Raw genomic sequence first — 14,118 nt, forward strand, 5'->3', positions numbered from 1 at the left:
GGTGCGCGTTTTCCGGCACGCTGGTCGCCCTTCAGGTGTCTTCGAACGCATTCGGGCCGAACGATCAGCGGTTCCGACGCCAGCAGACAACTACCTGCTGCTCGTGCAGATCGGAAGGAAGGCGCACGTCGGGTGCGTGCGCAAACGGGGATCTCTCTTACGAGATCGTGTACCTGTTCTGGGGACCGCCGTTGTAAAGCTCTCTGGCGAGCCCCAGAATCCGGTCGCGGTTGCGGTCGAAGGCCGCAAGCAACGCGGGCTCGCTGGAATCCATGTCGGCGTTCAGTTTCGCCAGCATCGCATCGTCGACCAGAAAGGTAATCTCGCGGGAATTGTCGTAGCCCCAGAAGCACACACAGTGTCTGGACATGTCGTAGGAGCGACTGGGATTAGGAAAGTTGAGTGCCGCGTCGCTTTTTCCCATCTAACCCTCCTGACAGATATAACGCCACTTGCTCGCGTTGACGTTGATGCGGGCGTCATTTTCGCGCCGCTTCTCGGCGCGCTCGATGTCCGCGCGCTTCAGTGCAAGGGCGCGAGACTTTTGCGCGTCAACGTAATCGTTTTGCCTGACGGACGTGGCTGACTTCAGTGTGGTTTGCTTGGGCATGCCGGTTCCCGAAAAATGAACTTCAAATGTCAGGACCGTCGCGGCGACCGAATTTCGTCGTCGTCCGCCCTGCAGGAGGCACGGACGACTACCCGCGGGCTTGCCGCCGACGGCCTCTGTTGCGCACTGAACTGCCGGATCGAGCCTCACGGGAAGGCCGGGTTGACGCGCGATGTTCGCAGCTTCGACGTTCGCGCGCAGGATCGTTGTGATGAGCTTTCTGCGGAGCCGTGCGGACAGGGGGAAGCGTAAGGAGTCGAAACAAAAGCACCGGTCGCGCACCTCGAACCTCATGAGAATGCGCCCTATATCACAGCCACGCAAGCGCTATCTCTCGTCAGGGCCATGATCGGCACGATCTCCCCTGAAGCCACACTACTGTCATCAACCCGGACATGGGCGGCCCCGCCGGCCAGCGTTTTTCCGGGCCCCACGACCGGACGAAGCGCAGCGCGCGCGGCGGCTGGTTCGGCGTGGGGCGCAACTGTCGTCACTGCGCTGTAGAGCGGGATCGAAACCGCATCGTCTATCACGCCATCAATGCTTATGGTGCATCCAACCCATGTGATGGGCATCAAGCCACTGAACCATCCCTTCGCCCTTGTGGTCGCGCAGGTAACGTAGCGCCAGCATGACCACGATGGCCAATACAACCGCCAGGCCAACCACAAAGCTAATCATCGACTGAGTCATGGCAGCCTCCTTATCAGGTCGCGACCATCTTTATATTGTAGGTGATGCACTCACGGAAACCAGCGTCCCGCCCGGCTTCTGTCCCTCAGGAAAACGAATCAGCGTTTCCCTGGCCCGGCGGTCGAATGGGGGCCACTACGTCCCGCCTTGCGAAGCCCGTGCAGACCAAGACCAACCGTACAATCGCGACCGGATCAACCTGCAGCTCGAGGGGCTGAGCCGCGTCGAGTTCCGGATTCGATGCGCGCAGGATTCGTTTCACCACCGCCGATGTTCCGAGACCCGGTTCGGCGTCGAGAATCGCGTCGTAACCGCCAGCCCGCCTCGCCAATAGCCTGCACTCGGAAACCGGTGCTGCTACAACGTCCGCGCACATGCGCGGGTTCTCCTCTTCTGCGCTCGATGAAAACTACAACGAAGCTCGTTCCAGCAGCCGATCTGGCTGGCACGGCCGTGTTCGCCATCGAAGGCGCGGTCGCCGCAATGCGCGGCGGCCTTGATCTGCTCGGCGTGATGGTCGTCGCGTTCACCGTCGCGCTCGGTGGCGGCGGCCGTCGGGCAGGATTGCCGCCCGTCGTTGCGGCAGTGGGTGCGGGCACCGCCTGCTTTGCCCTGCGGCTCACCGCCGTACGCTATGGCTGGCAACTGCCGCGCGCGCAGCTCTGATATGCGTCGTGCCGTTGTCCGGACACTTCGACGTCCGCTTTGCATCTGCAGGCAACCGTTTCGCTGGTCCGATCGGTCGTCGAGTGACAGGCAACGTTTTGTGTCTGGATGCCCCGCTGTTCCGAGCAGCGCCTGGTGACCGGCGAACCATGCCAGCGATCAAAACGGCAGCACGACGGCGGGCTCGACAGTCTCTTGTGCGTATGCGCGCGGTGCCCGGCTAGCGTCCGGAACTCGAGGTCCGCAGTCTCGCCGCCTTGCTCCGGGCCGAAATCCACGTGGCGGCAAACAGCACGAGCGCGAACCAGCCGAGCGCGACGTCGCCCACCAGATGGATGTGCTCACCCGGCATCATCAGTCCCTGCAAGGCCATCAGGCCGAAATGCGCGACGTTCGCCGCGACCGTGAAGTCGAGAAACAGCGTGTGCTTGAACGGATCGTTGGCGGCCCTCCACAGGAAGACGCCCCACACGACGTAGATGACCGAGATCATCAATTCGTAGTGCTCGGCGCCGCCGTGCACGCCTCCCCAGCGCACGAGACGCAAGATCAGAAGACCGACGGGACTGCCCGCGATCTGGTGGTCGATGCCCAGCAGGATCGTGACGATCGCCGTGCCGAAGAACAGCAGGAACGACACGCCGAGCAGGCGCGTGATCAGCGATAGCCACGGCGAAGCTTGCGGCCAGTCACGCCGCTTTGTCGAAGTCGAAGACATGGAAGACACCGTTTGTATGGGACCGGATGAGCCGAGGGTATCGACGCGAGGCCGCGGCACCCGTGCCGGAGAAAAGCGCAGCGATCGCCGGTCGCATCGCACGTCGGCGATCGCGCTGCGTTCAGCTTGCTTGCGCCGTCGCAGGGTGCAGCGGAATGCGCCGCGGCGCCGCATTCGCCGCATATCGCGCGTTGCTCGCGTCGATGTTCGCGAGCAACTGGTCGAGCGCCGCGAAGTGCTTGCGATTGTCGTGATCCCATGGATGGAAGCCGGGCTTGAAGTAGGCGAGCGTTTGCGGCGTCAGATTCACGACGCCCTTCGCAAAGAATCTCAGGAACGCCCACTTGCCGGTGACCTTGCCGTGCATGCGTCGGTGTGCGTTCATGAACGCCATGTGGAAATAGAAGTTCGTGCCCCAGAACACGGCGCTCGTCAGCACCATCGAGCCGACGCGCATCAGATAGCGCATCGGCCCCGGCTTCATCACTGCGTTCCATACGTCGAACGCGACCGCCTTGTGCTCGGTCTCTTCCATCGAGTGCCAAAGCCACATGTTCGCGTACGCGTCGACCGAGTCGTGGAAATGTTCAAAGTTGCTGAGCAGCATGTCGGTCATGATCGCCGTATAGTGCTCGAAGGCGATCGTCTGCGCGAGCCGAAGCGGCGGCGGCAACACTTTCCGCATCAGGCCCGTGAACCTCCAGAAGCCCCGGTCGAGCCGGTGAGCCGGATAGCCCGCTGCTTCGGCGACGTCGTTGAACTCGACGTGTTCGCGGCTGTGCATCGCCTCCTGCCCGATGAAACCCTGGACCTGCTTCAACAGTTCGGGATCCTGAATTCTATCTCGATAGTGACGGACCGAATCGATGAAAAAGCGCTCGCCTGCCGGGAACATCAGCGACAGCGCGTTGAAGTAATGCGTGTTGACCACGCCGTTCACGTGCCAATCGCCGATGCGATCGGGCGGAAGCGCGAAGCGGACGTCGCGGCGGACAATAGCGGCCATCGGGTCTCTCCATATCTTGCGAATCGATAGCGCGTCCGCATCGAGTTGACGCATCGCGGGCGGACACGGACGGTCGGACCGTCCTGGTCCCGTTTGCGGAATCCCGGCGGCGCCTTTCAATAACGATCGTTATGCAACGAACACTACGTCGCCACTTGACCTTTGTCAACTGAGTCAGTGTTCAATGTATTGATTGAGCCGACGGGCGGCCGGTCCTGACGCAGGATCGTTCGTGTTCCGCGCAGCGGGAGCAGAGGGGCGTCGTGACGGAAGAGGGTCGACAGGCCGACGCCGTGGCCAGAGGCGGGCCGGCAAGCTAGCCGCGCGCGGCGGGCGCGACGGGCACGGCCGCGCGGAGCTGAAGCGACCGGGCTTCGGGCGGTCGAGCGCGGCCATGCGTCGAGCGGCAGCACCTGGCCGGTTTGTGCCGACCGCGAGCTTGTCGATCAGGCGTTTCGGGCGCTATCCGGCATCGGGTCGGCAGGCAGTTGCGCCGACGGCCACGTGCGCCCGTCGTTACTTCTTCGGCGCGTCGCCGTCGAACGATCGCATCGTATAGGCGAGCACCGAGCGCAGCACTTCGCTGCGCTGCTCGGGCGTCGCCATCGCGCGCGCGACGAGCACCGCGCCGATCGCCGCGCATCCGAGCGTCCATGCCGCTTCGTCGTCGCGCAGCACGTTCGCGAGCGACGTCTGAAAGCGTTTGATCAGGTCTTCGAACATCTGGCGGGTCGCGACGTCGGCGCGCGCGATTTCCGCGCCGAGCGCGGGCACCGGACAGCCGAGTTCCGGATGATCGGCGTGCATGGTGCTCAGATAACTTCGCAACGCGGCGACGAGGTCGTCCTTCGAGCGGTTCTCGACCGTCGCGAGCACCTTCGACATCTCGTGCTCGACGATCGCGTGCAGGAATTCCGGCTTCGAGCGGAATTGCGAATAGAACGCGCCCGTCGTCACGCCGGCCGCCGCGGTGAGCGCGTCCATGCCGGTGTTCGCGAAGCCGCTCTGCTTGGCAAGCGCGGCGCCCGCCTCGACGAGGCGTGCACGGCTCGCCTCCTTGTGTTTCGGTAAGTAACGCATGTCCGTTCCGATTTCGAGGCTTTGTTCGATTGACACCCATGGAAGTATAAAATAACGTTCGTTACCGTAACGATCGTTATTCCATATTCATCCTTCCCCGATCCGGCGAATACGCTGGCAGATGGAGCGTGCGATGGCAGTCGAAAAAACCGCGTGCATCTTGTGCTCGCGCAATTGCGGTCTTGTCGTCGACGTCGTGGACGGCAAGTTCGCGAAAATCCGTGGCGACGACGATCATCCGGTTTCGAAAGGCTACCTGTGCCAGAAGGCCGCGCGCCTCGCGTACTACCAGCATCACGACGACCGCCTGACGCATCCGTTGCGTCGCGAGCCCGACGGCAGCTTCGTGCGCGTGACCTGGGACGAGGCGCTCGACGACATCGCACAGCGCCTCGTCGCGTTGCGCGAGCGTCACGGCGGCGACGCGTTCGCGTTCGTTGGCGGCGGCGGCCAGGGGAATCACCTCGGCGGCGCATACAGCCGGCAGTTGCTCGCAGCGATGCGAAGCCGTTATGCGTACAACTCGCTCGGCCAGGAGAAGACCGGTGATTTCTGGCTCAACGGCCGGTTCTTCGGTCGTCAGGACTGCCACACGACCGAGGATATCGAGCACGCGGACTACGTGCTCGTCATCGGCGCGAATCCGTACCAGGCGCACGGCATCCCGAACGCGCGCGACACGCTGCGCGATCTGAAGAAGGATCCGCATCGCACGCTGGTCGTCGTCGATCCGCGGCGCTCGGAGACGGCGAAGCTCGCCGATCTGCATCTGCAGGTCAGGCCCGGCGCGGACGCGTATCTGATGAGTGCGATGCTCGCGATCATCCTGCGCGACGGGCTGATCGATCGCGAGTTCATTGCACGGCACTGCACGGGTTTCGAGGACGTCGAGCGCGCGCTGCGCGACGTGCCGATCGCCGAATACGCACGCCGGGCGGATGTGCCGCTCGGCGACATCGAACGCGTCACACACGGATTTGCGACCGCGCGCGCCGCATGCCTGCGCATCGATCTCGGCATCCAGCACACGCTGCACACGACGCTCAACGGCTATCTCGAGAAGCTGCTGTTTCTGTTGACCGGCAACTTCGGCAAGCGCGGCGGCAACAACCTGCATTCGTTCCTGTTGCCCGTCATCGGCCATACCGACGAGCGTGCGACCAGGAACGGCAAGCCGCTCAAGCGGACCGCGCATCACGGGATGTTTCCGATCGCGGGCATCTATCCGCCGAACATCCTGCCCGACGAGATCGAGCTTGCGGGCGAGCGCCGCGTGCGCGCGGTATTCGTCGACAGTGCGAATCCGGTCGTCACGTATGCCGACTCGAACGCGTACGAGCGCGCGTTCGGCAAGCTGGCGTTGCTCGTCGTGATCGACGTCGCGATGACCGAGACCGCACGCCTCGCGCATTACGTGCTGCCCGCCGCGTCTCAATTCGAGAAGTGGGAAGCGACGGGCTTCAACCTCGAGTTTCCCGCGAACGCGTTCCACCTGCGTCATCCGCTATTGCAGCCGCTCGGCGAATCGCTGCCCGAGCCGGAGATCTACACGCGGCTGCTCGAGAAGATGGGCGAGCTGCCGCGCCGTTTTCCCGTCCTCGAGCGCGTCGCGCGGCTCGAGCCGCGCGCGTCGAAACATCTCGCCTACATCGGCGCGCTCGGCATCGCACTCACGGCGAACAAGAAGTGGCAGCGTCACGCGGCGTCGATCGTTTATCGAACGCTCGGCCACGCGCTGCCCGACGGCGCGGCGGCGACCGCGCCCCTGCTGCCGCTCACGATGCTGTATGCGCAACGGCACCATGCGGCCGTGCGCCGCGCGGGATTTCGCGGCAATCGCGCGACGCTCGGCACCGCGCTCTTTCGCGCGATTCTCGAGCGGCGCTCGGGGACGTTGATGAGCATTCACGAGTTCGACGAAATGTGGCGCTTCATTCGCCATCCTGACGGCCGCGTGCATCTGCACATTCCCGAGATGATCGACGAGTTGCGCGCGCTCGAGACCGAAACGCCGCCCGGCGCCGACTATCCGTTCGTGCTGATGGCGGGCGAGCGGCGCGCGTACAACGCGAACCAGATCTATCGCGATCCGGCGTGGCGCAAGGTCGATCCGCACGGCTCGCTGCGAATTCATCCTGACGATGCGGACGCGCTCGGCGTCGCGGACGGCGGCAAGCTCCTGTGCGCGTCCGCGACGGGCAGCATCGAAGTCGTCGCCGAGATCGACGACAGCGTGCGGCGCGGCATGGTCACGCTGCCGCACGGCTATGGCATGCGCTACAAGGACGGACCGCCGATCGGGCCCGATCTCAATCGCCTGACGTCGGGCGCGCATTGCGATCCGCTGTCGCGCACGCCATATCACAAGTACGTACCCGTGCATTTGCGCGTCATCGATACGCAGGTCGCCACGCCGGCGACTGCCGAAGCCGAGCCGGCTTGATCGCGGGGGCCGCCGCGCGCGGCGATGGACGAGCGCGGCGGTGGCGCGAGCGTCACGCATTCGCCACGCCGAGCGACTGTCGACGCGTGTCGCCGCATTCGTTTCCGATCGCCCCGCTCGGCTCGCCGAATGGTCTACGGCCTCATGACACGGGGCGCCGCGGAACGGATCGCCGGACCTGGCCCGCCATCGTCGCCCGCCGGCACGTCTGTCGGTGCGTTCAGTACGACTTGCCGGCAACGGTGGCCGACTCCAGTTCGCGCGTCAGGATCCGGGCGCCACCTATAGCGGCGACCGACTTGACCATGCCGACGCCCGGCGCCAACCAATCATCCGCGATCGTCGTGCTCGCTGTCGTCGAATTGGAGAACGTCTCCGTGGTGTGATAGTGGCACGCATTCGCGAAGACCTTGCCGTTCTTGAGGCTGACCGTTTCGCGTGCGACATAGGCGCGCTGTATCGAGATCGATGTTTGTGCCCCGCTCGACGGAATGACCGGCGTATCCACGTAATTGACCGTTTCGCTTCCCGATAGCCCGATCGCTTCGACATACGGCGGCGAGTTCACGTCCCGCAGCACGAGGGTTCCCGAGCTGTAGACTTCGCCGCCGTAATTCGTGCGCACGCCGTTGCCGACGAGATAGTAGTGATTGGTCTGGATGGGTGAGCCGGCCGTCGTTTCGGCCTGCTGGGTCAGCGCGACGCCCTGGAACGTCGCCGGCGCATAGGTCCGCGTGTACACGCCGTTGTCGACAGCCGGGCTTTGCTGCGTCGTTTGAGAATACAGGCGCAGATTCACGGTATCGCCAGGCTGGTAAATCGGATCGCACCCGAGGTTCGAGGTCCCGGTCGTGCCGGAGCTACCGCTCGGCGCACCCGGGGTCGGCGTCGCGCCGGCATTCCCGCTCGCAGTGCCCTGGGTACCCGGAGCCGGCGCATCGTCTCCGCCACAGGCGGCCAGCACCACACTCACCAGTGCCGCCATCGGGAACCCGACGATTTGTTTCTTGTTCATTTATTCCTCTCAAGCCGGTTGACAGAAATGCCCTCGGAAAGCGCTTGTCGTTGCGCCGGTCCGCTCATCGCACGCTGCGACGACGCGGCCATCGCGCGCGCCATCCCGTGCGATGCGCATGCCGGAATGGCAGGGAGAGGGCCCGCCGCGCGGGCCGCGATCAGTTGACCTGCAACTGGCCACCGCGACCGAGGCCGCCCTTGACGTCCTGCGCCTTGTAGCTGCGCAGTGCGACGACCATCTTGTTGAACGCGTCGATGAATGCGACGACCGTCGCCTTGCCTTCCGGCGTCGACGAGAAACCGGCAAGCGCACCGCCCACGCCGCCGCCGAAACCGCCCAGCGCCGCGCCGTAGTTGGTCGCCGTCGAGCTGCCTTCCGACGCCGCGATCTGCACGGCCGAACGCACGTCGAACAGCGTCAGCGTCACGACCGATGCCTTCGTCTGCAGATGCCCGGCCACCGCCGCCACCGCGCTGTTGCCGATCAGCCCGCCGATCATGCTGCCGATGCCACCGATCGGCGAATCGTTGATGACGATCTGCGGTTCCATGTAGTAGTCGGCCGCGACACGCTGGCCCTTCTGCTGCTTCGAGCCCGCGCGGTATTCGCCCGAGCCGCGCTGCAGTTGCGTGATGCGCGACAGGCGCGCGTCGCTCTTCTGGTTGCCGATCGACGTGATCACGAAGCAGTTCGACTGCTGGACCGCCAGCCGCAGCAGCGGGTCGATGGTCGTCATCTTGGTCGCGCTGCCGAACGGGCCCCACCAGTCGGCATTGCGGCCGTCGTCCACGGCGATCGTGCCGAGCGGCGACGCGCAGCGCTGCAGCCCCGAATCGGCGCCGGCGCTCGCGCCGCCTGCCGCGGCGCCCGTCACGCCGGCGTTCTGGCCGCCGGGCGTCACCATGCCGCCGCAGCCCGCGACGGACGCGCCAAGCGCTGCGACCAGCGCACCTTGGGTAAGACGATGGGAAAGGATGGTCTTCATGTCGTTATCGATCGATAGAGTCGTTGTTCGGCTTATGTGTTCGTGCGAACTTCGATAAGCCCCCCGGCGTGGCGCGCGATGGTGGTCTCCCCGCTGCCGCTGCCGTTGCTTCCGGCCCGGTCAGTAGTACCAGTACGTCTGATTCCAGACGCCGTAGTACGGATAGCCCGAGTACCAGTAGCCGTAATAGACGTCACGCCATTGCGTGCGCCATTTCCAGTCTTCTTCGTCTTCCTTTTTGGCCTTGCGCGCGAGCTCGAGCAGCTGCTTCGATTCCTTGTCGCCGCGGCCGGCCGCGATCGACAGCCACTTGTCCGCTTCGCGCGGATCGGAGCCCATTTCCTCGAGGCCGAACAGGTAGAAACTGCCGAGCGCCTTCTGCGCGTGCAGGTCGCCGCGCTCGGCGGCGTCGCGCATCCACTTGAGTGCCTGGTAGCTGTCCTGGCGCACGCCGTCGCCGCGGAAATAACGCAGGCCGAGGTCGTAGGCGGCCTTCGGCTGGGTCTTCGCGGCTTGCTTCAGCGCGACGATGCGCGGGTCTTCGCGATCTTCCGCATCGTCCTTTTTTTGGTAGGAGACCTGATCTTTAGGGCGATCGGAACAGCCGGTGTCGTCGCAGATCCGCACCGTGTTGCTGGTGGCATACGGATCCTGCGCGCACGCGGCCAACAGCAACAACAGCCCCGGTGCGAATAAACGGCGGTACATTTTGGTGCTTTCCTCAAGTTTTATTCGCGCCGACTGCTTCGCGCGATCCCGCCCCACGAGTGCGCACCGGTTTGCGCGCGGCGCGGCGAATACCATCCGCCAGCGCCGATACGTAGCCCAAGGCTCTCTCAGGTTCTCTTTTCGTCTTGCGTTACCACTGCATCGTCATAAGCCGGCAAGAGGCACTGGGCGCCGCCCCGGCATTCTTTCAATTCCGCCACTGTGCCCGCTGCGGCACCGTCGAGCGGCGAATCGATGGCTGACGTTCCTGGTTTTTTAAAGCACGCATCATCGATCGTCATTTTCTTTTTTCAAATGATACATATCGGTCTATATCATAGTCAAGACAACTTGCGAATGCGCATCATGGGCTGGCCCGCCAAGTCCGGGAGGCCGGTGGCGAGACCGGATGTGACCGAGCGGTACGATGCTAAAATCGTGGATCTACGCAGTCGGAAGAATCAAGGAGGGAACCGTTCGTGAGAGCCAGCAAACGCCAGTTGGTGGTAGACAAAGCCACCGAACTGTTCTCGAAGCACGGTTTTCATCCAGTCGGTGTCGACTGGATCATCGACGATTCTCGCGTCGCCCGAATGACGCTATATCGGCATTTTCCGAGCAAGGACGAACTGATCCGGGAAGTGCTGGTCCAGCGTTACGACCTGATCGTAGGCAGCATCGACGCGCAACTGCAGCACGTTGCCGATCCGGTCGAGCGGGTCAAGACGATCTTCGACTGGTACGAAGCATGGTTCAATACGCCGGCATTCGCCGGTTGCCTGTTCGAGCGTGCATTGGCCGAATTCGGAACGGCGTATGCGCCCATCTCGGATGTCGCGATCCGCTATCGCCGCAAGATGGTCGAATGGATCGCCGAACTGCTCGCGGATCTCGTTTCGCCCGAAACGGCAAAACGGCTGGCGGCCGTTTATATGATGCTGCTGGACGGCGCGACAGTAGAAGCGAGAGCGTTCAACGATTCGGCGTCTGCGGGGCGGGCGTGGCAAGCTGCGAAATCGCTTCTGGAACAGGAAATACGTGGCGACACCGGGCATGCGAAACATGCGGACGCCCATACGCAACACGTGTGACGGGTTGTCCTGACAGGTAGACAACTTGCTTCTCTACGTTGTTTCGCTCGAGGCAGGTGCGACCGGGCAAGGTGGAAAGCGTACGTTGCGGGTCTGCAAAATACAGGATCGGCACCCCACTCGACCGTATGCCGATCAGAGCCGGTTCTCAGATGAAAACGAACATCGCGATCACGGCGGCGGCCATCACACCGGTTGAAAGCCACCCCACCCACCGCAGCAGCACGGGTGTGACGAAGGTGCCCATGACCTTTGGGTTCGACGCCATCGGCATCATCAGCACCATGATCGGTACCGACGTGACGCCATTGATGACTGCGCTCCAGCACAGCGCCTTGATCGGGTCGATCGACGTGAAATCGAGCGCGAGGCCCACGACGGTCGCGACCACGATGATCGCGTAAAACCGTTTCGCCAGTTGCAGCTCAAACGCGAGGCTGTTTTTCCACCGGAGCATGCCGGCCAGCATCGGCATACCTGGCGTTCCCCGGTCGTATCTGTCCGGAGCAGCGCCCTCTTCTCGTGCGATGTCATGACCGAGGCGATGTCGTGCGGTACCCCGGTGATGGCGTTCAATCGCGGCTTGGTACCCGAAGCGATTGACCACGGCATCACCGGTCATGTCAGCGAAGACGTGCAGCGTGCCGCAGGTGTGCTGCAACGTCTCGATGAGTTGTCACGCACGGAAACCCGCGCTCGGTTCGAACGCCGCTTCAGCGCCGGAGCGATGGCGCAACCGGACAACGAACGGCACACAGCTGCACGGTCGACGCCATGGAGGCCTGGCGACCGATATTTCCCGTAACTTGTTCCGTGACATATCGGTCCCATATCGAGCGCGCGCGATTGCGCGTACCTTGATGGGACATGTGCCGACACTATAATTTTTGAAGGTAGATTCGCATTCGAACGGTCATCCCGAACTCATCGAGAAAAGAGGCACCTTGCCGCCACCCTCCCGTCCGGCCGTCGGATCGGTAAGATATGATGGTTGGCCCCTCCCGCCGATCCCCGCTGCGCCCACATCGGCCGGATTGTCCATCGTCAGCCGCGCGCGAGCGCAGGAGCCACGCATGCAGGACAACCCGCCCATTACCGAAAATCACCTGCTTGCCGCGCTGCCGGAAAACGAGTGCGCCCACCTCGCCGCACACCTGACGCTCGTCGAGATGCCGTTGGGAAAAGTGCTGTACGAGTCGGGCGGCCAGCTTCATCACGTCTATTTTCCGACCACGTCGATCGTTTCCCTGCTTTATGTGATGGAGGACGGCTCGTCCGCTGAAATCGCGATCGTCGGCCATGAAGGCATGATCGGTGTGTCGCTGTTCATGGGAGGCGAAACGACGCCGAGTCGAGCCGTCGTGCAAAGCGCGGGGCAGGCCTACCGGCTCGACGCGAGCATCCTGAAGGAAGAATTCCGGCGCGGCAACGCGATGCAGCGCCTGTTGTTGCGCTATACCCAGGCGCTCATCACGCAGATGGCCCAGACCGCGGTGTGCAACCGGCATCACTCGATCGATCAGCAATTGTGTCGCTGGCTGCTGCTCAGCCTCGACCGCCTGCCCTCGAACCAGTTGCGCATGACGCAGGAGCTGATCGCCAACATGCTGGGCGTGCGCAGGTCGGGCGTGACGGAAGCGGCATTGAAGCTGCAGGATGCGGGTCTCATCCGCTACAACTACGGCCATATCGAGGTGCTCGACCGGCCGGCGCTCGAAAAGCGCGTGTGCGAATGCTACAGCGTGGTCAAACGCGAATTCGATCGCCTGCTTCCCGATCTGAAGCGACTCTAGCCGCCACTGCACCGCATCGACCGGCCTTCCCTGCAGATGCCCTTGACGCCTGCGAAGGCGTGGAAGCGGAGGATCGACACCTTGCCGCTATCGACGCGACGGATCAGCCACCCTCAGGCTACCCAGTACGGCGTCCGGTTGTAGTACTGGTGAAGCGACATTCCCCACTGCGATTGCGTCATCACCGGCCAATGCTCGTCGTCGAAGCCCGGGGTGCCTTTGACATGCGCGCCGGTCACATCCAGATGGAAACATTTGTCGTCGATATCGTATTTCATCGCACTCCACGGAATGGCGCAAAGCATCTCGCCCGCTCCTCCGCTGGAAGCAACCGCATAGGCAATTCTGCCGTGGTGCAAATCGAGCACGATGTCGAAAACATTGCCAATATCCTCGCCGTCCGACGCGATGATCTTGCTGCCCTTCAGGACATCCGCGGTCCTGACCATATGACCGGGTTCATCGACGGCGTCGCGTTCGACAAGCCTGCCCCCGTTGCTATCATCCCCAGATCGATTGGGGGTGTGGAGCATCCTCATGATGTCCTCCTTGGACAAGATCCGGGAATATCCATTTCGTGCACAGTCTCGACAATGACAATGGCACTCAACGCACGAGAAAACGCTGCGCGCACAGGCATCGGAAGTCGGTACGGTTCCGTACCTGGGCACGCCGGGAATATCGGCCCGCCGTCGCTCTGACCGATACCACCACTCCATCGATATCGCTGAATATCGGCGACGACTCGATGGATTTTGGTCACATTGGAAGCCGACGCTCAGGTACGGCAGGACCCGCTTGATGAAGACCGCATAGAGCGCGGTCATCCGTCATGTCCGAATGCTGTCGACCGTCGACAGCGTATTCGCGATTGCGAACCGGACTTCGCTCCACACGATGCCTTGTGCGGGGGCATCGTCGTTAACGCGACGATCGATCCGGTGGAAACGCATTCCTGACTTGCGGGCGGCAAGGCCATCGCGTATCGGGCCATTCCGTTCGTCTTCGTCGTCGTCCGTCTGCGCAAGGCGCCGACCCGCGCCGCGCAACCGGCGCTAACGGTGCTTGATGTGCGACGACTTCCGGTGATGCTTTCGATGGGCCGGGCTGGAAATCATCCTGGTGACACCGCCTATCGACGGAGGATCGCTGGCGGGGAACGTCCCCTCGACCGCCTCGTCGACATTGCGTTCGCTCTTGCCGCCGTTCGTATGCTGCTCTCGATACCTGTTGCGCATAGCAGCCTCCATGGAGCTGATTGCCGGACCAGGCGGACCCGGATTCGACTCGCCGCGTGCGGACGACCC

General features: G+C 63.3%; 17 protein-coding genes. 5 read left to right on the forward strand and 12 right to left on the reverse strand.

All coding sequences use genetic code 11. The features are described from left to right. Positions 1-157: 157 nt before the first annotated feature. The 3 genes from JYG32_RS27360 to JYG32_RS27370 all read right to left on the reverse strand — a co-directional run bounded on the left by JYG32_RS27360 (position 158) and on the right by JYG32_RS27370 (position 1,303). Positions 158-424 carry a DUF1488 domain-containing protein gene (locus JYG32_RS27360; protein WP_174378586.1) on the reverse strand — a complete coding sequence of 89 codons (267 nt, stop codon included), beginning with the start codon at positions 422-424 and terminating at the stop codon, positions 158-160. Continuing rightward, positions 425-904 carry a hypothetical protein gene (locus JYG32_RS39730; protein WP_433960860.1) on the reverse strand — a complete coding sequence of 160 codons (480 nt, stop codon included), beginning with the start codon at positions 902-904 and terminating at the stop codon, positions 425-427. Positions 905-1,147: 243 nt separating this feature from the next. Next, positions 1,148-1,303 carry a hypothetical protein gene (locus JYG32_RS27370; protein ID WP_174378585.1) on the reverse strand — a complete coding sequence of 52 codons (156 nt, stop codon included), beginning with the start codon at positions 1,301-1,303 and terminating at the stop codon, positions 1,148-1,150. A gap of 402 nt (positions 1,304-1,705) precedes the next feature. Here JYG32_RS27370 and JYG32_RS27375 point away from each other — a divergent pair, with 402 nt between their 5' ends. Then, positions 1,706-1,969: a TRIC cation channel family protein gene (locus tag JYG32_RS27375; RefSeq protein WP_213265695.1), complete on the forward strand. Its 264-nt coding sequence runs from the start codon at positions 1,706-1,708 to the stop codon at positions 1,967-1,969. A gap of 220 nt (positions 1,970-2,189) precedes the next feature. Here the strand turns inward: JYG32_RS27375 and JYG32_RS27380 are convergent, their stop codons facing one another. The 3 genes from JYG32_RS27380 to JYG32_RS27390 form a co-directional block, all read right to left on the reverse strand. Further along, a complete protein-coding gene (locus tag JYG32_RS27380) occupies positions 2,190-2,687 on the reverse strand; it encodes a DUF6632 domain-containing protein (protein WP_213265696.1) in 498 nt (165 codons plus the stop codon). A 121-nt stretch (positions 2,688-2,808) separates the two neighbouring features. Beyond that, entirely contained in the window at positions 2,809-3,693 is an 885-nt protein-coding gene (locus JYG32_RS27385) for a metal-dependent hydrolase (RefSeq protein ID WP_213265697.1), read from the reverse strand. Positions 3,694-4,209: 516 nt separating this feature from the next. After that, positions 4,210-4,773 (reverse strand): TetR/AcrR family transcriptional regulator, encoded by a 564-nt coding sequence (locus tag JYG32_RS27390; RefSeq protein ID WP_213265698.1) that lies wholly within the window; start codon positions 4,771-4,773, stop codon positions 4,210-4,212. A gap of 109 nt (positions 4,774-4,882) precedes the next feature. On the opposite strand from JYG32_RS27390, the gene JYG32_RS27395 reads away from it, so the two are divergent. Next, a complete protein-coding gene (locus JYG32_RS27395) occupies positions 4,883-7,216 on the forward strand; it encodes a molybdopterin-dependent oxidoreductase (protein WP_213267493.1) in 2,334 nt (777 codons plus the stop codon). A 220-nt stretch (positions 7,217-7,436) separates the two neighbouring features. Here JYG32_RS27395 and JYG32_RS27400 read toward each other — a convergent pair whose 3' ends face one another. The 4 genes from JYG32_RS27400 to JYG32_RS27415 all read right to left on the reverse strand — a co-directional run bounded on the left by JYG32_RS27400 (position 7,437) and on the right by JYG32_RS27415 (position 10,229). Further along, positions 7,437-8,201 (reverse strand): hypothetical protein, encoded by a 765-nt coding sequence (locus JYG32_RS27400; RefSeq protein ID WP_213265699.1) that lies wholly within the window; start codon positions 8,199-8,201, stop codon positions 7,437-7,439. A gap of 190 nt (positions 8,202-8,391) precedes the next feature. Further along, a complete protein-coding gene (locus tag JYG32_RS27405) occupies positions 8,392-9,219 on the reverse strand; it encodes a hypothetical protein (protein WP_213265700.1) in 828 nt (275 codons plus the stop codon). Positions 9,220-9,339: 120 nt separating this feature from the next. Continuing rightward, a complete protein-coding gene (locus tag JYG32_RS27410; RefSeq protein WP_213265701.1) occupies positions 9,340-9,927 on the reverse strand; it encodes a tetratricopeptide repeat protein in 588 nt (195 codons plus the stop codon). Between the two features lie 128 nt (positions 9,928-10,055). Further along, entirely contained in the window at positions 10,056-10,229 is a 174-nt protein-coding gene (locus tag JYG32_RS27415; RefSeq protein ID WP_213265702.1) for a hypothetical protein, read from the reverse strand. Between the two features lie 177 nt (positions 10,230-10,406). On the opposite strand from JYG32_RS27415, the gene JYG32_RS27420 reads away from it, so the two are divergent. Further along, positions 10,407-11,018 carry a TetR/AcrR family transcriptional regulator gene (locus tag JYG32_RS27420; protein WP_174379347.1) on the forward strand — a complete coding sequence of 204 codons (612 nt, stop codon included), beginning with the start codon at positions 10,407-10,409 and terminating at the stop codon, positions 11,016-11,018. 148 nt (positions 11,019-11,166) lie between these two features. Here the strand turns inward: JYG32_RS27420 and JYG32_RS27425 are convergent, their stop codons facing one another. Further along, positions 11,167-11,493: a divalent metal cation transporter gene (locus JYG32_RS27425; protein WP_249744664.1), complete on the reverse strand. Its 327-nt coding sequence runs from the start codon at positions 11,491-11,493 to the stop codon at positions 11,167-11,169. A 57-nt stretch (positions 11,494-11,550) separates the two neighbouring features. Here JYG32_RS27425 and JYG32_RS27430 point away from each other — a divergent pair, with 57 nt between their 5' ends. Together JYG32_RS27430 and JYG32_RS27435 are read left to right on the forward strand one after the other, a co-directional pair. Continuing rightward, positions 11,551-11,823, forward strand: a complete 273-nt coding sequence (locus JYG32_RS27430; RefSeq protein WP_213265703.1) for a glycosyltransferase — start codon at positions 11,551-11,553, stop codon at positions 11,821-11,823. A gap of 268 nt (positions 11,824-12,091) precedes the next feature. After that, positions 12,092-12,811, forward strand: coding sequence for a Crp/Fnr family transcriptional regulator (locus tag JYG32_RS27435; RefSeq protein WP_174379356.1), 720 nt, complete (start codon positions 12,092-12,094; stop codon positions 12,809-12,811). Positions 12,812-12,924: 113 nt separating this feature from the next. Here the strand turns inward: JYG32_RS27435 and JYG32_RS27440 are convergent, their stop codons facing one another. Then, entirely contained in the window at positions 12,925-13,350 is a 426-nt protein-coding gene (locus JYG32_RS27440; protein WP_174379345.1) for a PRC-barrel domain-containing protein, read from the reverse strand. Positions 13,351-14,118 lie beyond the last annotated feature (768 nt).

It is taken from the genome of Burkholderia pyrrocinia (genome assembly GCF_018417535.1).
GTDB lineage: Bacteria > Pseudomonadota > Gammaproteobacteria > Burkholderiales > Burkholderiaceae > Burkholderia > Burkholderia pyrrocinia_E.